The sequence below is a fragment of the Maritimimonas sp. 2205BS37-2 genome, from assembly GCF_056591755.1.
Genome location: NZ_JBWQOI010000003.1, coordinates 437764 through 461224 on the forward strand (window position 1 = coordinate 437764; position 23461 = coordinate 461224).

The 23461-nt window shown below is 33.3% G+C and carries 21 protein-coding genes and 1 tRNA gene; 5 read left to right on the plus strand and 17 right to left on the minus strand.

The window, feature by feature from the left end; genetic code table 11:
* Positions 1 to 28: 28 nt before the first annotated feature.
* Both AC1EUU_RS15030 and AC1EUU_RS15035 read left to right on the plus strand, forming a co-directional pair.
* A complete protein-coding gene (locus AC1EUU_RS15030; protein WP_480202267.1) occupies positions 29 to 859 on the plus strand; it encodes a universal stress protein in 831 nt (276 codons plus the stop codon).
* Positions 860 to 865: 6 nt separating this feature from the next.
* Positions 866 to 1918, plus strand: a complete 1053-nt coding sequence (locus AC1EUU_RS15035) for a LacI family DNA-binding transcriptional regulator (RefSeq protein ID WP_480202268.1) — start codon at positions 866 to 868, stop codon at positions 1916 to 1918.
* Positions 1919 to 2270: 352 nt separating this feature from the next.
* On the opposite strand, the gene AC1EUU_RS15040 is transcribed toward AC1EUU_RS15035, so the two are convergent.
* The 15 genes from AC1EUU_RS15040 to AC1EUU_RS15110 form a co-directional block, all read right to left on the minus strand.
* Positions 2271 to 3026 (minus strand): SDR family NAD(P)-dependent oxidoreductase, encoded by a 756-nt coding sequence (locus AC1EUU_RS15040; protein ID WP_480202269.1) that lies wholly within the window; start codon positions 3024 to 3026, stop codon positions 2271 to 2273.
* Positions 3027 to 3109: 83 nt separating this feature from the next.
* A complete protein-coding gene (locus tag AC1EUU_RS15045; RefSeq protein ID WP_480202270.1) occupies positions 3110 to 4006 on the minus strand; it encodes an AraC family transcriptional regulator in 897 nt (298 codons plus the stop codon).
* Between the two features lie 114 nt (positions 4007 to 4120).
* Positions 4121 to 4528, minus strand: a complete 408-nt coding sequence (locus AC1EUU_RS15050) for a VOC family protein (protein ID WP_480202271.1) — start codon at positions 4526 to 4528, stop codon at positions 4121 to 4123.
* A gap of 107 nt (positions 4529 to 4635) precedes the next feature.
* Positions 4636 to 5457: an SDR family oxidoreductase gene (locus AC1EUU_RS15055; RefSeq protein WP_480202272.1), complete on the minus strand. Its 822-nt coding sequence runs from the start codon at positions 5455 to 5457 to the stop codon at positions 4636 to 4638.
* Between the two features lie 91 nt (positions 5458 to 5548).
* Positions 5549 to 6400, minus strand: a complete 852-nt coding sequence (locus tag AC1EUU_RS15060; RefSeq protein WP_480202273.1) for a helix-turn-helix domain-containing protein — start codon at positions 6398 to 6400, stop codon at positions 5549 to 5551.
* A gap of 138 nt (positions 6401 to 6538) precedes the next feature.
* The gene (locus AC1EUU_RS15065; protein WP_480202274.1) at positions 6539 to 7159 is read right to left on the minus strand and encodes a hypothetical protein; all 621 of its coding nucleotides are present in this window, start codon (positions 7157 to 7159) and stop codon (positions 6539 to 6541) included.
* A gap of 177 nt (positions 7160 to 7336) precedes the next feature.
* Entirely contained in the window at positions 7337 to 8197 is an 861-nt protein-coding gene (locus AC1EUU_RS15070) for a hypothetical protein (protein ID WP_480202275.1), read from the minus strand.
* 65 nt (positions 8198 to 8262) lie between these two features.
* Positions 8263 to 8838: a Crp/Fnr family transcriptional regulator gene (locus tag AC1EUU_RS15075; RefSeq protein WP_480202276.1), complete on the minus strand. Its 576-nt coding sequence runs from the start codon at positions 8836 to 8838 to the stop codon at positions 8263 to 8265.
* A 143-nt stretch (positions 8839 to 8981) separates the two neighbouring features.
* Complete coding sequence (locus AC1EUU_RS15080; protein WP_480202277.1) at positions 8982 to 9557, minus strand: hypothetical protein; 576 nt, start codon at positions 9555 to 9557, stop codon at positions 8982 to 8984.
* 221 nt (positions 9558 to 9778) lie between these two features.
* Positions 9779 to 10273 (minus strand): VOC family protein, encoded by a 495-nt coding sequence (locus AC1EUU_RS15085; RefSeq protein ID WP_480202278.1) that lies wholly within the window; start codon positions 10271 to 10273, stop codon positions 9779 to 9781.
* A 146-nt stretch (positions 10274 to 10419) separates the two neighbouring features.
* Positions 10420 to 11640, minus strand: coding sequence for an RNA polymerase sigma factor (locus tag AC1EUU_RS15090; RefSeq protein WP_480202279.1), 1221 nt, complete (start codon positions 11638 to 11640; stop codon positions 10420 to 10422).
* A gap of 29 nt (positions 11641 to 11669) precedes the next feature.
* Positions 11670 to 12008, minus strand: a complete 339-nt coding sequence (locus AC1EUU_RS15095) for a YciI family protein (RefSeq protein WP_480202280.1) — start codon at positions 12006 to 12008, stop codon at positions 11670 to 11672.
* Between the two features lie 314 nt (positions 12009 to 12322).
* Positions 12323 to 13153, minus strand: a complete 831-nt coding sequence (locus AC1EUU_RS15100; RefSeq protein ID WP_480202281.1) for a hypothetical protein — start codon at positions 13151 to 13153, stop codon at positions 12323 to 12325.
* A gap of 147 nt (positions 13154 to 13300) precedes the next feature.
* Positions 13301 to 14266, minus strand: a complete 966-nt coding sequence (locus tag AC1EUU_RS15105) for a hypothetical protein (protein WP_480202282.1) — start codon at positions 14264 to 14266, stop codon at positions 13301 to 13303.
* A 375-nt stretch (positions 14267 to 14641) separates the two neighbouring features.
* A tRNA-Gln gene (locus AC1EUU_RS15110) sits at positions 14642 to 14712 on the minus strand.
* Positions 14713 to 14834: 122 nt separating this feature from the next.
* Between AC1EUU_RS15110 and AC1EUU_RS15115 the strand changes: the two genes are divergently transcribed.
* Positions 14835 to 18032 (plus strand): protein O-mannosyl-transferase family, encoded by a 3198-nt coding sequence (locus AC1EUU_RS15115; RefSeq protein WP_480202283.1) that lies wholly within the window; start codon positions 14835 to 14837, stop codon positions 18030 to 18032.
* Between the two features lie 9 nt (positions 18033 to 18041).
* The gene (locus AC1EUU_RS15120) at positions 18042 to 18683 is read left to right on the plus strand and encodes a polysaccharide deacetylase family protein (protein ID WP_480202284.1); all 642 of its coding nucleotides are present in this window, start codon (positions 18042 to 18044) and stop codon (positions 18681 to 18683) included.
* Between the two features lie 22 nt (positions 18684 to 18705).
* Here AC1EUU_RS15120 and AC1EUU_RS15125 read toward each other — a convergent pair whose 3' ends face one another.
* A complete protein-coding gene (locus tag AC1EUU_RS15125) occupies positions 18706 to 19002 on the minus strand; it encodes a thioredoxin family protein (protein WP_480202285.1) in 297 nt (98 codons plus the stop codon).
* Positions 19003 to 19140: 138 nt separating this feature from the next.
* Positions 19141 to 20379, minus strand: coding sequence for a metallophosphoesterase (locus AC1EUU_RS15130; RefSeq protein WP_480202286.1), 1239 nt, complete (start codon positions 20377 to 20379; stop codon positions 19141 to 19143).
* Positions 20380 to 20607: 228 nt separating this feature from the next.
* On the opposite strand from AC1EUU_RS15130, the gene polA reads away from it, so the two are divergent.
* Positions 20608 to 23436 (plus strand): DNA polymerase I, encoded by a 2829-nt coding sequence (polA, locus tag AC1EUU_RS15135; RefSeq protein WP_480202287.1) that lies wholly within the window; start codon positions 20608 to 20610, stop codon positions 23434 to 23436.
* Positions 23437 to 23461 lie beyond the last annotated feature (25 nt).

A 23461-nucleotide genomic window follows, 5' to 3' on the forward strand; every position in this document is an offset into this window, starting at 1 on the left:
TATAGAACTAACTTAAAATCATCGCTTTATGAATCGAATTTTAGTACCGGTTGATTTCTCCGATCAAGCCAAATATGCCTGTAAAGTTGCAGCAAGTATTGCTAAAAGAACTAATAGCGAAATTGTATTGCTACATATGTTTGACATTCCATCTGAAACTATAGATGCCGGAAACTCCAGCAACACTAGTGGAGGAGCTCAAGCAATTTATTATATGAAAGGGGTACATAGAAAATTTGAAGAATTTATGTCTTTCTCTTTTTTCGAAGGATTAAATGTAAAAGAAGATGTGCGATTTCACAAGGCTTTTGAAGGAGTTATTGAAGAGAGTAAGAAACTAGAAGTAGATTTAATCGTAATGGGTTCACAGGGTGCCACCGGCTTAAAAGAAATGTTGGTTGGCTCGAACACAGAAAAGGTAGTGCGCCTTTCTCACATTCCGGTATTGGTCATTAAAGAAGATATTAATGATTTTGACATTAATGACATTGTTTTTGCATCAGACTTTAGTGAAGAAAGCAAAAAAACATTCTCTAAATTACTAGAATTCAGAGATTTATTTGGTGCAAAATTACATCTACTATATATCAATACAATTCATAAATTTGAATCGACAAAAAAGTCGAATCAGCGTCTCTATAATTTTATTGACGAATACGAATTCAATAATTATACAATGAATGTATACAACGATTCAACAATTGAAGAAGGTATCTTAAACTTTTCAAGAGAAATTGAAGCAGATGTTATAGCCATTAATACGCATGGTAGAAGTGGATTGTATAATTTATTTAGTGAAAGCATTAGTAAAGATCTTGCAAATCATGCGTTAAGACCTGTAATTACTTTTAAAATTTAACCTTAAGTGAGCCAAAACAACATAACTCTAAAACAACTAGCCCAAGAATTAAACTTATCTATTTCAACTGTTTCAAAAGCTTTAAAAGACAGCTATGAAATCAATGAAAAAACCATAGAACGTGTTAAAGCTCTTGCAAAAAAATACAACTACAAACCCAATAAGATTGCCTTAAATCTAAAAAACAGACAAACAAAAACTATTGGGGTAATTATTCCTAATATTCTTAATTATTTCTTTGCCAAAGTACTGTTAGGCATTGAAGAAGAGGCAAATAACAAAGGGTATCAAATTATTATTTGTTTATCAAATAACAAATACCAAAAAGAAGTTGAAAGCTTAAATTTACTGTCTGATGGTAGTGTAGATGGCTATATATTATCTGTAGCAAAAGAAACTCAAAAGTTGGGTGAACACAACCACTTTCAAAAAATTATTGACGAAGGATATCCAATAACAATGTTTGACAGGGTTGCCTCAGAAGTTAAAAACTGTGACAAAGTAGTAATTGATGATGCTGAAGCCGCTTATAAAGCGACGCAGTATTTGTTACGGCTAAATTGCAAAAAGGTAGCTTTAGTCAGTACTTTTGATGATATAGGTATTGGTAAATTAAGAGTAAAAGGGTACAGCCAAGCCATCAAAGAACATAAATTTTATACTAATAAAGAAATACTTGCCAGTGTTCATCACAAAACTGAATTTGAATCTACTATTATAAAACTTCTAGAAGAACATAAAGATATAGATGGCATCTTGGCTACCGATAATGTATCGGCAATTACCGCCTTACGAGTTGCGCAACAAAAAGGATATAAAGTACCAGAAGATATTTGTGTAATTGGTTTTTCAGATAATAAAATTTCCAGATTGTCATCCCCAGCTTTAACAACAGTAAGTCAACACCCTTTAGAAATTGGAAAAGCTGCGGTAAACCTGCTTTTAGAGCGTTTAAAAAATAATGACGATTCTAATAAAGATTATAAAACTGAGGTAATAGAGACCAAATTAACCGTAAGAGAATCTACAAAAAAGCATCTAACGACCGTTGTGAAATAGAAAATTATCTATTACCAGTTGTTTATTTTAACCTTTAATGGTTTTGGTTTAGCGACTAATTTAATAAAACTGGCTATAGTTCTTTACAAGTGATTTTCTTACAGGAAAACCTGAAGTAATGGGCTATACACGTTGTTGTGTACGGTTTTATCTTTCAATTTTATCGTAATTTTTCAATATTTTTAAAACCGATAGCGTTTGTATACCAGCCCACTCTAATTTTGTTCCTTCACTTATGCCATACCAAGTATCCCATCGTCGGTCTTCTTTTTATCTGTTAATTATTTCAAATCAATTTTCTTCAATGAAATTGTATAGCCACTATTGAAACAAGGAGGTATTTTACACTTTTTTAATTTCTTCCGGCCATTACACCACCATCAATATCCCAAATGGCTCCAGTAACCCAAGAGCTATTGTCTGTCAGTAAAAAATGAATGGTTTTTGCAATGTCTTCTGGTTTACCAACTCTTCCTATTGGGTGAAATCCGTTAAATCCCTGTAAGGTTTCTTCTATTTTGTCTTTCTCTATAAAAGCACCATAAATTGGTGTAACAACTACAGCAGGCGAAACGGCATTTACTCTAATATTGTGGTCTGCTAATTCCATTGCCAAATGTTGTGTCAGGCTATGTAAACCCGCTTTTGCCATAGAGTATGCCGAAGAAGGTGTTGCTTTTATAGCTTGCTTCGCCCACATAGATCCAATGTTTACAATAGAACCTCCCCCATTTTCTTTCATAATGTTAGCAGCAACTTGCGTAATAAAAAAGAATGCTTTGTTAAAGCTGTGATATATGTCGTAGTCTTGTTCGGTATGCTCTAAAAAAGGCTTTGGACTAAAGTATCCAGCTGCATTCAATAAGTATTTTAAATTTGGTACCACTTCTTTTAAAGAATTTGTAAAGTCTTGGACGGCAGTTAAATTCAGTAAATCTAATCCGATAGTTTTTACACTACCAAAAGCCGATAGTTCCTGTCTTGATATATCTAAATTTTTGTTTGGTCTACCAACAATAATTAGCTCTATACCTTCTCTTAGTAAATTTTCTGCTGTAGCTTTCCCCATTCCTGTGGTTCCACCAATTATTAATGCTTGCTTTATCATAATATCTGTTTTTTAGTTATTTGATACAAATGTCTTGACAAACATTTTCTTGAAATGGTAAACTAGCGTAAATGAATGGTAAATTAGGGAAGAGAAGCCTGAAATTGTTTTGGTGTAAGTCCTGTTTCTTTTTTAAAGTATTTTGAAAAGTAAGTGGGTTGATCAAAACCAATAGCATAGGCTACTTCTTTAGCAGTTGTTTTATGATTTGCAAGCATTCGTTTGGCTTCAAGAATTTTTAGACTTTTAATAACATTTGCCGGTGTCTCAAAAAGGTACTGCTTGCAGATGGTGGTTAGATTTTTAATATTAATATTAAGTTTAGAGCAATAATCTTCTAGACTTAAAAACGAATCCATATTTTCATACACTAATTTCTTAAAGAGAAATGCAAGATGATGATTTTTATCAACGTTGATACCAAAAGCATTTTGCTTTTTCTTCAAACGCTCAATTTGAAATAATAAGGTTTGAAAAAATGAAAAAATTTGCTCTTTATAAAAGTAATCTTTGTCTTTTATCTCCATTTCAATAGCTGAACTTACAGCCTCAAGTCTGTCAACATCAATACTTGAAAGCATAACAAACGGATTGCCTATTTCATTGAAAATAGAATAAGAAAAGCGTTTCATTAGTTCTGCGTTATATTTTTCTATAAAGAATTCATTGAAATGGAAGAGTACACCTTCGTTTGCGGAGTCTCTACAGAAGTAATGGATCTGATTTTTATTTATAAAAAAAAGAGTGTTCTCTTTATGTTTAATCACTTCATAATCTATATAATGCCTTCCCTTTTTCTTGAACCAAATAATCTGATAAAAGCTATGATTGTGAGGTTTGGAGCTAAGAACCTGGTTTTTTTCATAATAACTTCTGGCATCATTCATTTCAAAATGTAGTTTTGAATAGTCTGCTTTATGAAGGTCGTAACGCGCTATTAGTTCCATTTTGGGTGCTTTTTCTAACGACTTATGTGTCATTTGTACTGTTCGAAAACTAAGTTAGCAAAAAGTAAGTGATATGATAAGTTTTCAATAGAAATCCTTGAACAACGCTTAAAAAATATTGATTATAAATATGCTGTTAGCAATAGATTATTTTTCAAAAAATTGAATCCGATTACCATCAGGGTCTTTTATGATTACCATTCTTTTATCTGATTCTGGTTGATTTACTACTGTTCCATGAAATTCAACTTTCTGCATTTTCAAATAGTGAATCCATTTATCAAAATCAGAAATTAAAAAGCCTATTTTAAAGAATCCGGTCATCTTAGTCTTGCTATTATAATTTGGGATAACATCTTTAGCAGAAATAGCAGTTTTTAATTCGATCAATTCAATTAAAACATTTCCACGCTTTAAATTAGCCTGTTTAAATCCGGCTTGCGGATATTCTTTTTTATTTAATATTTCAAATCCAATATTATTTACATACCAAGTTATTGAGTTTTCAATATTGCTGACTTCTTTGCATATAATTAGTAGCGAATTTCTGAACACTACTTTTCAGAAAGTAATTTACAAAATAAAAAGTAATAGCGATTTGAGTTTTAATTCAAATCGCTATTACTTATACATGTTTTTGGCAATAGTTATTCGGCGTTTACCTAGTTCCAAATTCCAGCTTCATTGGTTTCTTGAGCGTATTCTGAAAATGTTTTTGCTTTTCTACCCAAAACTCGTTCTATATCATTAACGACCAGTTGATTTTTTGGATTGGTTAAAACATGACTAAATAAATACTCAATTAACCATACAACATTATGAGGTACTTGCATTCGTTTCATATCATCAACATACTGTTCTAATGTAATGTCATAGAAGTTTAATTTTCTGTTACTAGTTTTTGAAATGATATTGACAATATCTTTAAAAGTGATTAATTCTGGACCTGTTACCTCAATAATTTCACCATTATAGGCGTCGTCTAGTAAAACATTTGCCGCTACTTCTGCAATATCATTAGCATCTACAAATGGAATTAAAACATCAGACATTGGTAATGCTACTTCTCCAGAAAGAATAGGTTCTAAAAAGAAACTTTCGCTCCAATTTTGGTTAAACCAAGAAGCTCTCACTATTGTATAATCTATACCAGAATCCATAACAATTTTTTCACATGCTTCTGCTTCAGTTTCGCCCTTTCCAGAAAGCAAAACCATTTTTCTAACACCTAATTCCTTCGCTAAATAAGTTAAACTCTGTATGGCTTCTTTGGCTCCTGGAACAGCAAGGTCAGGATAATAAGTAACATACATTTTTTCGATACCATCTAGGGCATTTACCCAAGTCTCTTTATTGTCCCAATCAAAGCTTGGAGATGCGTTTCTTGAACCAACTCTGGGTTCAATTCCTTTGTTCTGTAGTTGTTCAACTACTCGGCGACCAGTCTTACCGGTTCCGCCAATAACTAAAATGTTTGATTTCATAATTTTTGTTTTTTTAATTATGATACAAATCTATTGCAGCTTTAAACCAGCTACTTATTCAAAAAGAATTATGATTTATTCGAAAAGAATTTTATACTTGGCTGGGTCTATAGCCAAACTTTTTTTCAAAAGCGTTTGAAAAAGAACCTAAACTGTCATAACCTACAGCCCAAGCGGTTTCTTGAATAGATTTTCGCTCATTTTTTATTAAACTGTAAGCTTTCTTTAACCGTTCGTTTTGTAAGTATTTGAAAACAGGAACACCAAACTGTGCTTTGAATTCTATTTTAAGTTTATTAGTATTGGTTCCAATTCTATGGGCTAATTCTGTTAGTGAAGGTGGATTTTCTAAATTGGATAATAAAATTTCTTGAGCCAGATTAATTTTTTCCAACTGCGAAGTATTAAGTTTTGTGTTTTGTTGTTTTGCTAATTGTCCGAAATAATGAGAGAGTAAAGCTGTTATATGACTTTTATAGAACATCATTTTAATTTCGCCTTCGTATGTATTGCTAAAGAACTGCTCAACCAATTGAAACATTTCTGGGCTCATATTAAATACTGGACCTTCAACATAATGATCTTTTGGATGAATTAATTGATATAAAAATTGCTCTAAGAAATGACCTTCATCATTAGGTAATTTGTCTATATTTCTAATGGCAGTTGCGATTACTAAACATTGCAGCGATTTTAGCTGAGAAACGCGATGTTCAAACTCTACCTTATTGTCTGCATAAAATGATAGTACCATACCTTTGGTGTGATAGAATTCTTTGGTTTTTCCATTAAATTTTACGTTAAGACCAACATTACCTGCACCATAAAAGGCGATAGCTATTACAGGCTCGTCAAAAAAGCATGAATCTATTAAATTAGAATCGGTAGAAGCCTCTTCCAACAAGATTGTATAATCATTTATATCTATTATTTCACGATTCATTCTTATAAATTTTCTCAATCGAGATTGATTACTCCCAAAGGTTTGTGTATGATTAGTTACGGGAAATACACGAGAATTTCGGAGTAAGGAACCAGCACTAATTAAAAGTAGTAAATATTTTTTGAAGCAAGAAAGTAGCTATGGATTATAGACGTTGTTGGCAACCGTATTTTTTTTATTCTGATAGGCAGCGAGAATCTTTTGTTTTTCCCGTTCTGAGATTACAAAATTATGTTCGATGGGCGGGGGATAAAATTTTCCGTTGAATTCCAATACATAAGTCATTAAATATTCTCCAATTTCCATTCTTGTTCCAATACACCCCATTTGATAACTAATAAGATAGTCTTTCTCATTTAATGCTTTTATGAACAAATCCGCTTTCTCCTTATAGTTTTTCTTCCGAATTAATCCTTCATAGGCAATCGCTTTAACCGTACCACTTGGATATTCTATGAGTCTTAGGAGTTCAGATTCGGTTGCTGTCTTCATTATCCACAGCCTTCTTTGAACTTCATCCATCGTCGACCTTCCCATTCCGCCTGCACCACTTGTAATTCCCCTAATCTCAGCAACTTTTATTGAGTCTTTTAAACTAGCATTTATTCCATCCCAATTGTAAGTCCAACTTTCTTCATAAAAAGATGAGAGAATAGTTAAGATTCCAATACAAATTATTGATAATAATGGAAGTGTTACGGCAAACTTTCTTGTGGCTACAACTCTTGATCGGTTATTTCGTAACTTGATTAAACCCATATTCTATTAATATAGCATCAAATTTCATTCCCTTTTTTATGATTGCCAACGGTTTGTGTATGATTAGTTGCATAGCAACTAATTTAGTAAATACAAACTGAATAGAAAGCCCAGATAGGATTTTCATAAGCAGATGATTACTAGCAATAAATTATATACGTTGTTGTACCTAGTGGTTTATCCCAATATACTTTTTCCAGCTCCATTTTGATAATCAAAGGCATTTTCACTTTGCTCAAAGCCTTTTAATCTCTTTTCAAGAAGTTCAATGTCAAAACCTTTTTGGTTTTTTGGTGACATGTCTTTGGTTATCGGATTCATACTTTTCGAATAGTGTAAATTGTTTAAATCATTTCGTTGGCTGTAAAGAGCTGGAAGAAAGTTCTCAAAAACTCCTACTTCAATAGCGTTATGAGTTATCCATGCCTCCCAAAAATCGGCTGTAAGACCTCCAACAATTTTATTGTTAATGGCCTTTGCCAAGAAATTCCGTTTACTGGTGCCGGCAACTACCTCATAGTGATAATGTACACCTGCTATTTTTCCATTTTCATATACATCTTTATAAGATATTCTTAGAAAAACCAATTTCCCAAGTAACGGGATTTGCCTACCCATTCCCCAGCCATCATTTTCACAGTAGAAGATCTTTAGTTTGTTGTCCACTGGATATTTAAAGCCATATCTCAAGTATTGCATCGCTTCTTGAATATGAATTTTTCCTCCGGCTATTGCTGTATTGTTTTTACCAAGCTTTCCCTTAAATTGAACAGCTATGTGGTCGGAAGGATGCCATAACAGATAAGCAGGCACTTTTCTTCCTTCGTATCCTTCAACATCCTCTAAAGTTACGCTCAGATTTGCAAAATTCTTAAACCACCAGGCGATCATTTCCGATGTTATACCTCTTAATAAGGAATGTTCTAAAACAACACAGATTTGCCCTGATTTACTTTTTACTTGTCCCCAGTGTACAGATGAAGTAGGTTTTAGTTCCCAATCAAATTTTCGCTCTTTTGGCATGCTTAATTTTTGCATAATCATATCATTTAAAATTCCATGCAAAGGTAGTTTGGCAGGCACTACAAAAACATTGATGAGGGTTAAGAACTGTAGCGTCTTTTTAAGAATCTACTCAATGCTTCGGGCGTAATACCCATAAAGGCTGCTACATATTTTGAGGGGGTTTTTGTAATAATCTTAGGGTAATTTTCTTTCATAAAAGAGTATTGTATTTCCGTAGCAGTGGATGTTTTTATACTAATAAAATTCTTAGCTTCAACGAGATGCTCTAAAATCTTCTTTCTAAAGAATATTCCAATTTTACTTGAATGAAGATACATTTTCATAAAATAGTTCAATGGTATAGACACGTATTTCATATTCGTAATTGCAATTACATTATCAGATTGAACAGTTTTAGTAGACGCACTTACCATATTGGAACAGAGATTACCGTACTGAAAGAACCTTGTAATGATGTATTTCTCTCCTTCATTATATTCAGATGCAGCGATACCTTCCAAAATATAAATGACTTCATTGCAAATTTCAGTCTGATTGAAAATTATTTCCCTTTTTGAAGCTGTCTTAACCATAAGGTGTGATGAAAACTCTTGCCATTCTGTATCAATTTCATTTTGTATATATTTCTCGATTTCAAGTTTTAGTTCTTCCATCTCGGACTTTGCATTAGGCACAACGGCGGTGTATGGTGTATTGCGTTTGGTTTAACGACTAATTTAATAAATAAAACTGGTGATAGTTCTTTTATGAGGGGTTTTCCGAAGGGAAAATCCGAAGCAATGAACTATACACGTTGTTACCATACGTTCTTTATACCGATTAATTTTTTCATGGTTTCATTGTATCGATACATTATTCTCATTTTAGGTTCTGAAGTTATACAACCCACAATATAATCGTATTCAAATCCGTACTTTTTACTAAGCTCTGATCTTCGATCGCTCATTTCTTTGGTTGCAAATCCGCTAGCAGCACCTAAAATCCGTTTCCGACCATTTTGGAAATCTAATAAGGCCTGTTTTTCATTATATTTTGCATAAAATTTCGGAGATGAAATGGAATCTGTATAAATTGCTATTTTTTGATCAGAGATTCTTAAAAATACAGAATCTTTCAATTCCTCAGTTTTGTAACTGAAATGTCCTTTCAGAAGCTTAGCGAAGTCATTCACTATTATATCAACCTTTTCAGAATTATAAACGACAACATTGAAAATTCCATTTTTGTTTGTTTCATATTCATTTACAATTCCGTCCTGAATTATTTTAATTTTATGTGTTCTTGAATTCAATGATCGGATCGCAACTTTAGAAGTAGACATAGAAAACCGATCCTCAGTTGGGCTTGTCCTATAATATTGGACAATACCCACGATCTTTTTTTGAGCATATAGATTTAGTTGAAAAACTAAAATAAATGATATTAAAACTAATTTTTTCAAATGTATGGTAACGTTTAGTATAAAAGCTGTAGAGGACTAAAAGCTACTACCTTTTGGATAGTAAGATACTGAATTAATACAAAAACGGATCGAGTTTGCACCCGAACCGCTATTGCTTTTATACCTTGTTGTGCGTTCGCTTTTTATTCTTTTTAGTTTGGTGAATTTAGACCTAGTTTATTTCCTTCCGTATCTAAAAACAAAGCAAAAAATCCGCTTTCATCTGCGTGGGCAGTTTTTGGAACGATGATTTTCCCACCATTTTTCTCAACTTTATCAAGAATTACCTGAAGGTTGTCTCCACCATTCAGGTATATAGTTACTCCATCTGCTGAAGGTTGGTATCCTTCTCCTTTAATTATGACTCCTGTTACCATTTGTCCTTCGTATGGAAACAATCCCATTTCCATTCCTGAGAATTCCATTTTTTCAATGTTAATGCCCAATATTGCTTGATAAAAATTAACTGCTCGTGAAATATCTGTTGCTGGGATTTCAAAAATGGAGATATAACTTTGTATCTCATTAGTCATTTGCTCTTTGCCAGAATCTACTTTATGTCCTTCTAGTTCAGGTTTATTTTGATTGTTACAAGCCGTGAAATTAAGGACGAGTATAATAGTAGCATTTAGAATAATCTGTTTCATTTTATAGTTTAAATTTATTTTATTCTTTGTTCGGGGTATTATTTACTCTGCTTCAGCTTTATTTTTTAATTCTTGGCGGTAAAATTAATTCCTTGATTAGCGACTCCTCATTTCTGAATATATGGCGCTTTACCAATTTTAAGATGTTATCGCCTTGCTTTTTCTAATTTATCCTTGATTAACTCTTTTTCATTTTTCTTATTCGCAAATTCAAGTGCTTTATTTAAATATTCTATTTCTTTATTAATGTTGTTGTGCATACGGTAAAGCTCAGCTAACAAACAGAAATAATGGCAGTTATCTTTTAATTCTAATTTATGTGCTTCTTGAATGGCTTCATCAATAGAATTGGCCTGTGCAAGGGCATAGGTTCGATTCATAGCTATGATGGGTGAATATTCTATGGTGAGCAACTTATTATATAACTGCAATATATTGTCCCATTTTCCTTCGGTTTCTTCTGTATGCCAAAAAGCGATTGCAGCTTCAAGGTGATACTTACTCACAACAGTTCCCATAGCAGAAAGGTTAAGGTATTTCCTGCCTTTTTTAATCAAATCTTTGTTCCATTCTCTTTTATCTTGTTCATGGTATAAAAGATCGCCATTTTCTCCTGATGTCCTGGCATCTAACCTAGAAGCATGGAAACACATGAGGGCTATTAGGGCATATATTTTTTGCTTTGGAAAGATTTTTTGTCGAGACAAGAAAAGACTAAGCCGTATGGCTTCCCAACATATTTCATGACGGATATTTTCCTCATTGACACTGCTGTAATACCCTTCATTAAACAATAAATAAATGATTCTTAATACATTGTCGAGCCTTGAAATAAATTGGTCTGGGGTGAGATTCGTTTCAACCCGCTTACGTTCTTTAATTGCTTTTTTAGCTCTATATAATTTTTTATTAATTGTTTCTTTGTTTGATAAAAGTGCTCTGGCAATCTCTTCGATATTAAAACCACATAAAATTCTTAAAGCAATACAGAGCTGGGATTCCCTATTAAACTCAGGGTCACAGAGCACAAATATCATTTGAAGTTGACTGTCTTCAATTATTTCATTGGTAATTTCAGTGACGTCAATTTGATGGTTCCCTGTACTTAATTCGGGAGTGATTTTTTCCTCATAGATTTTCTTTCTTCTATAATGTTCGTTCAATAGGTTCTGGGCTACTTTCCTGAGCCAAGCTTTTGGAAATTGAGGGATGCCTTTATGGGACCATGTTTTCATAGCTTTTAGAAAAGTATCGGATACAATGTCTTCGGCTAATTGTAGATCGGTTACCCCATAATACTTGCAGAGTACAGCGATCAAATTACTGTACTCTGACTTGAATATCTCAGAAAGTTGCTTGTCATCCATGTAACTACATTTCCTAGTTAAACAGGATACTACATCCCATCAAAAACCATAATATCCCTAACTTCTACTTTGCCTCCGCTAGTTAATGCAGGACAACCTTTGCTAAGTTGGATAGCTTCTTCAATAGAATCAGCCGAGACGATCATAAAACCTCCTACAATTTCTTTAACTTCTGCATAGGGACCATCTGTAATAGAACCATCAGAGTGCATGGTTTTTCCTTCAAAGCCCAAAGCTTCTCCCGGATTTTTGAGTTTGCCTTGTGCGCCGATACCTTCCATCCAATCTTGCCAAGCTTTAATTTCATCTTGTATTTGATCAGGAGTAGGGTTAAAATCAGGATTTGGTTCACTGTGGAACAACATCATAAAATTTTTCATGTCTTTTACTTTTAATGAATTATTAATAAACGTTTATATTCTTAATGATTGAAAATTTAGAAATTGGACAAAAGTGTTCAATAAAATTTCACATAAACTTCTAAAGCTTGACGGAGTTTTAAAATATTTGATAGTTTATTAATGTTTGTTTTTTATAGTGACGCACAACGTTTTGTATATGAAAAGTAGGCGATTTCGAAGCACGAAACTATTATCTAAGCACAAAGCTTGATACGAGCCAAAAGCCATAATTTTACTGCTGTTTCGCCTATTTTTTATATACATTGTTGTAAGCCGTATTTTTATTCTTTTATTAAATGTATCCTCACATTGTTATCAGTTCTTACTTGAGTTCCATTTACAATTCCTGGAATCCAAGTAGGATAATTTTTCTTTAAATGATTTTTTGCTAACTCAAATAATTCATTCTTATATTTTTTGTTGGATTCCAGTCCTTCAAAAAAATGATTGATATAAAAACTATTAATTGTACTGTCCTTTTCTACTGTAAAACCAACATCAAAAAATGGCCATCCGCCATATTCTGATTTATCTTCTTTGATGTCTAAATTTTTAACTCTAACGCTAGGAATATAGTCTGAACTTCTACTTTTTTCAGACGATAATTTTGGTCTTTCATCACAATCTCCATAGTAAACAGTCAAATTGTTTTTTATTACATTTTGAAGAAATAAGCTGTCAGCTTTCTTGTGTATTTGCTGTTTAAAATCAATTCCATATTTATCTGCTAGAACTTTATCCATATAAGCTCCATAACATCCTTGAGTTTGACCTTCAAAAACGACACACCCAATTAAGTCAATTTCATAATTTAAACCATTTTGTTTGCAAAGTTCTTTAAGTTCTTTTTCATATCGATTATGTCCGTATAAAAATCCAATTTCTTGTGTGAATGCAATTCCATTCATTTTTATTTCATCCTTAGCTCTATTAATTTCAGATATACAAAGGGTATCTGACTTTTCTGGATTTGAAACGTATTTAATTGGGTCAAATTCAACATATTCATTTTCCAAGCTTGAATCTTCAATTTCTGCAACTGGTTGTTTTTTATTCTCAACACAAGAAATGAAAATCGTTAGTGAAATTAATATGACGAATGTTTTTTTCATATGGCTTACAACGGCTTCGGCTATGAGTAGTTGCGTGGTTTAGCGGTTAACTTTGCAAGTACACACCAAGCTGAAAAATCCTCGAGGATTTTCAGAAGTAGGCGAGAACAAGCAATTACTTATAGCCATTGTTGGGCACAGTATTTTTTAATCAGTTATTTTACTTTGCATTTTAATTGGTTGTATTCCTACAACTTTGTCTTTATCGTCAAAAATCAACTTTATCATTTCATTTGGTGGACTTGAATTGTCATCTGAATATTTATACTGAAGTAGTGTGAATATACTTCCGTTAAATCCCATTTGAACTCCGCTGTAAATCAATTCCGTTTGTTTGTTAAAATTAATATTGTCAATCAGCATATTAATTTGTTCGTCAGTTACTTTTTCAAGAATTAAATCCGATAAAAAATCTTTTGATTTTGGTAAATCTCTGGCTTTTAATGCCGTAAAAAAGTCAGACCTTATTTTTTCTAATTCAGCCAGTTTTTTCTCGTCCAATTTTGGAATTTCTTTTTCCTTTTCCTTTGATTGGTTCTTAATGTAAAGTCTTATTCTATGAACTGGATTAATAGTCATTGCACCTTTCTTTTCGTAATAGTTAGAAACGGTTGTATACATTTCTATTTCGGTGCTATCATTAGGTTTCCAAGTAGAACTTTCTACAAAAGAGTTTATAGAATCCAATCGGCTAATGTTTGAATAATTCTTTTTTACTTCTGGTTGTCCGAACTCATTTGAAATTTCTTTTTTAAGACCTTTGTATTTTTCAATTAAGGCTTTTTGAAATTTCTCCGATTTTTGATTATTGTCTTGTTTCTCAAAATTCGAAACGTCCCATTCGTAAAGAACGTAAGACATCGTTGAATCCGCTTTTTTGAAAAAGTAGAAAGCCGTTAAGTCAGGAATAACTTTCTCTTTTCTTAAATATTTAATTGGTTGTGCTTCTCCACTAAAAGAAACGTGATTTGAAGTAGTCGGAATTTGTTCGCTTCCCAAACTTTCCTCCATTTTCAAATATTCAGAGAGGGAAGTATTATGAATATCAAAATTAAACTCCTGTCCAAAAACAGAAGTTGAGATAAATAAAATTCCGATAATTATGTATTTCATTCGATGTTTGTTCATATTGTGCCCAACGCATGTATATCCGTATTACGTATATATCTATTATATGATATATCCAAATATAAGAAATATAGTTACCTAGAATTAGTCGTTTGACAAACTTTCATCCTAAAAATAAAAATTTGAAGCTCTACATGAGAAATAGCGATTGGCAAGGTTTTTAAAAAACTTCTTAGAACAATACGGCATTTTTCTAGACCTTGAACCAACTCTTAAAATAACTTACAATATTTACATAATACCTTACGAATAGATCAGATTTACCTTTAGTAGTTTAAGAATCAATAAGAGGAAGTGAAAATTGGGATTATTTCTTAAAAATACAAAATAAAAAAGCTCTCAAAAATGAGAGCTTTTTTGTTGGCCCACAAGGACTCGAACCTTGAATGACGGTACCAAAAACCGGAGTGTTACCATTACACCATGGGCCATTGCGGGTGCAAATTTAATTCAAACTTTTAATTCAACAAACATTTTTTACAAAAAATTCATTCATAAACTTTAACAGTATTTTAATAATACAACAAACCAATCGATACAATAATCGTTTAACATGAATCGATTATTATTAGTAAATTCGCCCTCAACAGAAATTAACGAAACGTACATGAACGATTTCAATTATAAGAAATTTAACATTATACTAGGATGGATCGCTTTTGCTATTGCTTTAGTGACCTATACTTTGACTTTAGAACCTACAGTAAGTTATTGGGATTGTGGAGAATACATCTCTACCGCTGTTAAACTAGAAGTTGGTCACCCACCGGGAGCACCACTCTTTCAAATGTTAGGTGCCTTCTTCGCGATGTTTACAGGAGATGAAATGCAAATCGCCAAAATGGTGAATTTCATGTCTGGTCTCGCCAGCGCTTTTACCATTCTATTTTTATTTTGGACCATAACAGCATTGGCCAAAAAAGTTGTAGTAAGAACAGGAGAGGTTACCCGAGCAAAACTAATTGCTGTTTTAGGAAGCGGACTCGTTGGTGCATTGGCCTATACTTTTTCTGATAGCTTTTGGTTTAGTGCAGTTGAGGCAGAAGTATATGCTATGTCATCATTCTTAATGGCACTATTATTCTGGCTAGGCCTACGTTGGGAGGCCGAAATGGATGAATCTCGTGGTGATAAGTGGCTTCTACTTATCAGTTTAATTGTTGGCCTATCATTTGGTGTACATATACTCTCATTATTGGTAATACCATCTATTGTTTTTATATATTTTTATAAACGTTACAATAGCATTACTGCAAAAAAATTCATCATAGCCAATATTGTTGCTGTACTTGTGTTAGTTTTTGTATTTAAAATGCTTTTCCCATACACGCTCGCCTATTTCAGCGCTATGGAATTATTCTTTATTAATACCATCGGCCTCCCATTTAATTCGGGAAGTATTATTGCCGGTATTTTATTGATTTCGGTATTTTATTTTGTAATTCGTTATACTCGAAAAAAGAAGCTTTATGGCGCTAATCTCTTAGTGCTATGCTTACTATTCTGTATGATAGGATTCTCATCATGGTTAATGTTACCAATTCGTGCGAATGCTAATACTACAATTAATGAAAATAATCCTTCTAGTGCCCGCGAACTATTAGCTTATTACAATCGTGAACAATATGGTGATGCTAGCATTTTTTATGATTCCTATTACTCAGAGACACGTCAACAAGATCCTAAAGATCCATACAGAGATGACAAGCCTAAATACGAGAAAGACAAAAAAACGGGCAAATACGTTATTGTAAATAAATATAAAAACGCACTACCTAATTATACCGATAAACATAAAGGGTTTATTCCGAGAATGGTAGACCCTTCGCCTAGTGTAATAGCTAACTATAAAGCTATTGCAGGAATTCCTCAACGTAGCAAACGCCGACCAACATTTGGAGAAAATCTTAGGTTTATGATCGATTATCAATTCGGTTATATGTATGGGCGCTACTTTATGTGGAATTTTGTTGGGCGTCAAAATGATATTCAAGGACAACTAGATAATAATGGTAATTGGCTAAGCGGAATTCCTTTTATCGATAATTTCCATTTGGGGTCTCAGGATGGCCTACCCGATGAAATGAAGAACAATAAGAGTAGAAATACCTATTTCTTCCTTCCACTAATCTTAGGATTAATAGGTTTATTGTTCCACATAAAATTTGACAAACAGAACTTTTACATTTTATTGCTCTTTTTCCTATTTACCGGATTGGCTATTATTTTCTATACCAATCCCAAACCGTTTGAGCCTCGAGAACGTGACTATGCAGTAGTTGGCTCCTTCTATATTTTTGCCATTTGGATAGGTTTTGGAGTACTTGCACTGTTTGATATGCTTAAAGACAAGCTCAACCCAAGAATTGCGGCATTAACCGTTACAGGAGTTTGTTTGTTGGCAGTTCCTGCATTAATGGGTTTTCAGAATTGGGATGATCATGATCGTTCAGGTCGATGGGCAACACATAATAATGCAAAAGCCTATTTAGATTCTTGCCAACCAAATGCTATTATGTTTACCATTGGAGATAACGATACATTCCCATTATGGTATATGCAAGAAGTAGAAAATTATCGCACAGATATCAAATTAGTCAATACAAGTTTATTTGCTACCGATTGGTATATCGATCAACAAAAGCGTAAAACCTATGACGCAGATCCTATTCCTTCAGAATTAACACATAACGAATATCGAACAGGTACATTAGATGTAGCATATCACATCCCTATTGATTTAAAAAATGTAGCTGTTAAAGATACCATTAGCTTATTCGATGGTGATTCAATTCAATCTAAACCATCTGAGAATAGAGTTGATTTAGATTTCTTCATGAAATGGCTAAAAAGTGATAGCCCAAGAACATTTATAGATTTTGAAGAAGATGGTATTCCCGAAAAAATCTATCCAACTAATAAATTACGTTTATATGTTGACAAAGAAGCAGTATTGAAAAACGGAATTGTGGCTCCTGAAGATGCTGATAAAATTTTACCATACATAGATTTTGATATTGATGAAAACGGATTAACTAAAAATCGCATTTTAATGCTCGATGTTTTAGCTAATAGTAATTGGGAGCGTCCAATTTACTTTACAGGAGGTGCGCATGCGGCCGAAGAATATATATGGTTAAAAGATTATTTACAGCTAGAAGGATTGGCTTATAAATTTGTGCCTATAAAAACCTCAAGCAAGTATGCAGACGGTCGTAGTAGAAGTATTTTAGACATTGGTCGCATTAATACAGATGTAATGTATAACAATGTAAAGAAGTGGGATTGGAAAAACTCTAATAGCGATGCTATTTACGTTGATGTTGAAACGCGCAAAAACGGAATTTCTTTTAGAAATAATCTAGTTCGACTTGCAGAAGCTCTTATTAAAGAAGGCAAGAAAGATAAAGCTGAAGAAATACTAGATCTTTCGATTGATAAGATGCCTATAAAGCGTTATGGGCACTACGGAATGGTATTGGGTTATATTGAGAATTACTATAAACTTGGCACTAAAGAAAAAGCGCAAAAAGTAGCAAATACTTTAGTTGATATTTTTAGAGACAGAATAGATTATTACAGTAATCTAGATAAATACGGTCTTACTAAAAACTATGATGATGTTGAAACTACACTCATCATGTATAATAATGTTGTAGCAACTGCAGACGAATATGATGAAACCTTTGCAGACGAACTGAAAAAAGGGTACATCGAGTCTGTTAAGATGTTTGAAGGTGTTTTAGATTAAATAAGCGCTTTGAGAATTGTTAAAACGCCTTCTATTCTCAAACTACTTTTTCCAAGTTATGTTTGGAGTATAAAAACCAATAAAAAAGTGATCTACCTCACTTTTGATGATGGTCCTACACCTAAAGTAACCGATCAAGTTCTTAGAATTTTAGATAACTATAAGGCTAAAGCCACTTTTTTCTGTATTGGTAAAAACGTAGAAGAAAACCCTAAGATTCTAGAAAAAATCGTAGCTAATGAACATGTCGTAGGTAATCATACTTTTAATCATCTAAAAGGCTGGCAAACCAATACACAAGAATATATTAACAACACTATACGTGCTGACAAAGCTATTTTGAAAATTCATCGGCTTTTAGAACAGCAAAGATTATTTCGCCCTCCTTATGGTAGAATAAAACCTCAACAGGCAAAGCAACTGCAAAAACTTGGATATAAAATTATTACTTGGGACGTTTTGTCTTATGATTGGGATAAAACTATAACCAAAGAGCAAGTTTTAAAAAACGTTTTAAAAAACACAAATCCGGGAAGTATCGTTGTTTTTCATGATAGCGATAAAGCCGCAATAAATATGTTATATGCCCTACCGAAAGTTCTAGAATATTTTACTGTAAGGGGATATACATTTGAAGCACTTAGTGTCTAGTATTCGAAAAATAGGCGAGCTACTAGATATATTGCTGAACTAGACTAATAAGTGTATTAGCGTCTTGCTCGCCAGACTGTCGCCATTTCATTTCACCATTTTTATAAATGATAAAGGTTGGATTTCCTTTTATGCGCAGTGCATTTGCCAAGGTTTCATTTTTGTCAATATCAATCTTGATCACCTTAGCTTTGTCACCTAAAGCTGCAGCAACGTCACGCAACACTTTGTGTAAATTCGCGTTATTCTCATTCCAATCAGCATAAAAATCAATAAGCGTTGGAATATTAGAACTAATTAATTCGCCAAATTTTGCCATAAGCATGAGTTTAATTTAGACAATACATTTGGGCTAATAATACTATCTAAAGCAAATATAGTATACTTTTTGAAAATTTAACTCGTTTCTAGGCTCTTTTTCAACAGCTTACTGCAAGCTACTTTAATCAAGTATTAATTAAGCAAGTGCTTTCTCTTTTTTCTTCAACGTAATAACACTAATTTCTGGCCAAATACCAACTCGACCAGGATATGCCAAAAACCCAAAACCTCTATTAACATTAATAAACCTACCGGCCTCTTGATAGATACCGGCCCAATGCTTATAACGCCATTTCACAGGGCTCCATTTTATCCATCCCGGTATTTCAATTCCGAACTGCATACCGTGTGTGTGTCCGCTAAGGGTTAAATGAAAATGTTTATCATTATTTCTAACTTCCTGTTCCCAGTGACTCGGGTCATGACTCAGTAAAATTTTGAAATCTTCCTTTTTTGTGGCATTAGCGGCTAAATTGAGATCTCCCGCTTTTTTAAAGCCTCCTGCACCCCAATTCTCTACACCAATCAAAGCGATCTTTTCACCACCTTTTTCCAAAAAACGATGCTCATTTAATAAAAGGTCAAACCCTATTTCTTTATGGATTTCTTTAAGGTTATCCATATTTTTTATTTTTGCCTCAGCACTCTCCCACGCTACATAATCACCGTAATCATGATTCCCTAATACAGAAAACATCCCTTCTTTTGCCTCAAGCTTTTTAAAAGAATCTAACCAGGGCAACATTTCATCAGCGTGATTATTCACCATATCTCCGGTAAATAAAATAACATCGGAGTTTTGTTGATTTATCAAATCAATACCGTATTCTATTTTCTTCTTATTATCAAAACTCCCACTATGAATATCAGATATTTGTGTGATTTGGAACCCATCAAAAGCATCTGGAAGATCATCAAATTCTATCGAGTACTTTAAGACCTTATAATTATATTTTCCACGATACATTCCGTATAAAAGCGAAGTAAAAGGTATGGCCGCCAAACCTAAAGCCAGCTGACTTACAAACTTCCTTCTTGATGGGAAATAATTGCCTTCGGCGGCTTTTCCTTCTGTTGCCATTCTATATAAGGCTTGCGGTACTCTAATAATATCTTCACCAAATACAAAAAGTAAAATAAGTAGTTTAGGTACAAATAGCGTTAGAAAAAAACCAATAGCATTATTTATCGAGGTAGTTAAACCTACATTACGATTAAAAGATACAAACTGATATATAAAATTACCTATTACTAAAAGGGTAACTAGCCAATAAATTAGGTGCAACCATTTGTTTCTAAATGTGGTTTTAAAAGCTTGAAATGCATAGAGATCAACAATTAGATAAAATGCAATAAAAAATATCCAGCGTAACATTTATTTATTTTTTTGGCAAAAATACCATTTCAACCATTCTATTTTCTTATTAAAGTGTTAAAGATATTTTGACAGACTTATTTTCTACAAAACCCGCACCTTTATAATTACTGCTTTCAAGCTAAGAATAAAAACTGGTTTAAAGAAATATCGTCAAAATCAAAGTTTCAAATCAAGGTATATTTAAAACAATCTTTGTAGTTTTGATATACTTTCAAAATCACTAACATGTCACAACAAAAACGCCTGTTTCTACTTGATGCCTATGCCTTAATTTTTAGAGGTTATTATGCTTTTATTAAAAATCCTCGTATTAACTCAAAGGGCATGGACACTTCAGCTATTTTGGGGTTTACCAATTCATTATTAGATGTAATTAAACGTGAACGGCCAGACCACTTAGCGGTATGTTTTGACAAAGGAGGAAGTGTTGATAGAATAGAAATGTTTGCCGAATATAAAGCGAATCGTGACGAAACCCCAGAAGCTATTAAAATTGCAGTTCCATACATAGAACAAATTTTAAAAGCGATGCATATTCCTATTATTGTAAAAGAAGGTTATGAAGCCGATGATATTATCGGTACACTCGCTAAAAAAGCAGAAAAGGAAGGTTACCAAACCTTTATGGTAACACCCGATAAAGATTTTGCACAACTCGTTTCAGAGAATATTTTCATGTATCGCCCACGTTTTGGAGGCGGGTATGAAACTTGGGGTGTAAAAGAAGTTCAAGAAAAATTTGAAGTTGAAAGACCTGAGCAAGTAATTGATTTTTTAGGAATGATGGGAGATTCGGTAGATAATATTCCTGGATTACCAGGAGTGGGAGAGAAAACTGCTAAAAAATTTATTGGGCAATTTGGAAGTATGGAGAGCTTATTAGCAAATACCGACCAGCTAAAAGGAAAAATGAAAGAAAAAGTAGAGGCGAATGCTGAACTAGGTCTTTTATCGAAAAAATTAGCACGTATTTTATTAGATGTCCCAGTAGATTTTGATGAGAAAGATTTTGAGTTGAATACACCCGATTTAAATGCAGTAAAAGACGTCTTCACAGAGTTAGAATTTAGACGACTCACCGAAAACCTAATTAAAACCTTTACTCCTTCAGAAGAAATACCTCTAAAAACGACTTTAAAAACTCAGGCGAAACCTCCCGTTATCGGTGGTCAGCAATTTGATCTTTTTGCAACTCCAGGGTCCGGAACCGTAAACACAGATGAAGTAGAAGTAAGCGGTTATAGAACCATTAGTAACACCGCTCACTTTTATCAGTTCATTAATACATCGCTTTCAAGAAAACTATTGCTTGAAAAATTATTACAGCAAACTTCGGTATGTTTTGATACCGAAACTACTGGCTTAAAAGCGTTAGAGGTTGAATTAATTGGTGTTGCTTTTTCATGGGAAAAAGGTAAAGGATACTACGTAGCATTTCCTGAAGACCAAGAAGAAACTCAAACTATCATAGAAGAATTTCGGCCATTTTTTGAGAATCAATCAATTGAAAAAATTGGCCATAATCTAAAATATGACATTAAAGTTTTATCAAACTATAACATTCCTGTAAAAGGAAAATTATTTGATACCATGATTGCGCATTATCTAATCAATCCAGATATGCGTCATAATATGGATATATTGGCAGAAACCTACCTCAATTATCAACCGGTTTCTATTACTGAATTGATTGGCAAAAAAGGGAAAAATCAGTTGTCAATGCGCGTGGTTCCTTTAAAAGATCAAACCGAATATGCCGTTGAAGATGCAGATATAACCTTACAGTTAAAAGAACATTTTGAAAAAGAGTTAGCTTCTGGCAATGTTACCAAACTATTTGATGAAGTTGAAATTCCTTTAGTATCTGTACTAACAGCCATGGAGATTGAAGGAATTAATCTTGATACTAACTTCTTAAAAGACTTCTCATCTGTTTTAACTGAAGATATAGATCGTCTTGAAAAAAACATTTATGAACAAGCAGGTGAAACATTCAATTTAGCCTCACCCAAACAGCTTGGCCCTATTTTGTTTGATAAATTAAAGCTTGTCGACAAGCCTAAAAAAACAAAAACCGGACAATATTCAACAGCAGAAGATGTATTAAGCTATTTGGCTAAAGATCATAAAATTGTTGCCAATATTTTAGAGTGGCGTCAATATAAAAAATTACAAAGCACCTACGTAGATGCCTTACCCAACGAGATTAACCCTAAAACAGGGCGGGTTCATACAGTTTATGCGCAGGCCGTTGCGGCTACTGGTCGTTTAAGCTCTAATAATCCCAATCTTCAAAATATTCCCATTCGAACCGAAAGAGGTCGTGAAGTACGAAAGGCTTTTATACCAAGAGATAAAGATCACATATTATTGGCCGCAGACTATTCACAAATTGAATTACGCATCATTGCTGCTTTAAGTGATGAAGAAACGATGATAAAGGCATTTAAAGAAGGGCAAGATATTCATGCCTCCACCGCTTCAAAGGTGTTTAATGTATCCTTAGATGCAGTTACCCGAGAACAACGCGGTAATGCAAAAACCGTAAATTTTGGTATTATTTATGGCGTTTCGGCCTTCGGTTTAAGCAATCAAACTTCATTAAACAGAAGTGAAGCCAAAGAATTAATAGACACCTATTACGCCACGTATCCTAAGCTACGTGATTATATTTCAAAACAAGTGGGGTTTGCTCGCGAAAATGGCTATGTCGAAACCGTACTTGGACGCCGTCGTTATCTAAAAGACATTAATTCAAGAAACGCTGTAGTGCGTGGTGCTGCAGAACGAAATGCCGTAAATGCTCCTATTCAAGGAAGTGCCGCCGATATCATTAAACTGGCCATGATCAATATCTACCAGCGATTTGAAAAAGAACAGTTCAGATCAAAAATGCTTTTACAAGTGCATGATGAGCTTGTATTTGATGCGCATAAAGATGAATTAGAAATTATAAAGCCTATTATAAAATCTGAAATGGAAAACGCCTATAAATTATCCGTTCCGTTAGATGTTGAACTAGGCCTTGGGTCTAATTGGCTTGAAGCACATTAATTGTTGTTAAAAAACCGAAATTCAA

Coding starts and splice junctions, on each gene's coding strand:
- AC1EUU_RS15030 (WP_480202267.1), top strand. CDS start 29: ATGAATCGAATTTTAGTACCGGTTGATTTCTCCGATCAAGCCAAATAT.
- AC1EUU_RS15040 (WP_480202269.1), bottom strand. CDS start 3,026: ATGATAAAGCAAGCATTAATAATTGGTGGAACCACAGGAATGGGGAAA.
- AC1EUU_RS15045 (WP_480202270.1), bottom strand. CDS start 4,006: ATGACACATAAGTCGTTAGAAAAAGCACCCAAAATGGAACTAATAGCG.
- AC1EUU_RS15055 (WP_480202272.1), bottom strand. CDS start 5,457: ATGAAATCAAACATTTTAGTTATTGGCGGAACCGGTAAGACTGGTCGC.
- AC1EUU_RS15060 (WP_480202273.1), bottom strand. CDS start 6,400: ATGAATCGTGAAATAATAGATATAAATGATTATACAATCTTGTTGGAA.
- AC1EUU_RS15065 (WP_480202274.1), bottom strand. CDS start 7,159: ATGGGTTTAATCAAGTTACGAAATAACCGATCAAGAGTTGTAGCCACA.
- AC1EUU_RS15070 (WP_480202275.1), bottom strand. CDS start 8,197: ATGCAAAAATTAAGCATGCCAAAAGAGCGAAAATTTGATTGGGAACTA.
- AC1EUU_RS15075 (WP_480202276.1), bottom strand. CDS start 8,838: ATGGAAGAACTAAAACTTGAAATCGAGAAATATATACAAAATGAAATT.
- AC1EUU_RS15085 (WP_480202278.1), bottom strand. CDS start 10,273: ATGAAACAGATTATTCTAAATGCTACTATTATACTCGTCCTTAATTTC.
- AC1EUU_RS15090 (WP_480202279.1), bottom strand. CDS start 11,640: ATGGATGACAAGCAACTTTCTGAGATATTCAAGTCAGAGTACAGTAAT.
- AC1EUU_RS15095 (WP_480202280.1), bottom strand. CDS start 12,008: ATGATGTTGTTCCACAGTGAACCAAATCCTGATTTTAACCCTACTCCT.
- AC1EUU_RS15100 (WP_480202281.1), bottom strand. CDS start 13,153: ATGAAAAAAACATTCGTCATATTAATTTCACTAACGATTTTCATTTCT.
- AC1EUU_RS15105 (WP_480202282.1), bottom strand. CDS start 14,266: ATGAAATACATAATTATCGGAATTTTATTTATCTCAACTTCTGTTTTT.
- AC1EUU_RS15115 (WP_480202283.1), top strand. CDS start 14,835: ATGAATCGATTATTATTAGTAAATTCGCCCTCAACAGAAATTAACGAA.
- AC1EUU_RS15125 (WP_480202285.1), bottom strand. CDS start 19,002: ATGGCAAAATTTGGCGAATTAATTAGTTCTAATATTCCAACGCTTATT.
- AC1EUU_RS15130 (WP_480202286.1), bottom strand. CDS start 20,379: ATGTTACGCTGGATATTTTTTATTGCATTTTATCTAATTGTTGATCTC.
- polA (WP_480202287.1), top strand. CDS start 20,608: ATGTCACAACAAAAACGCCTGTTTCTACTTGATGCCTATGCCTTAATT.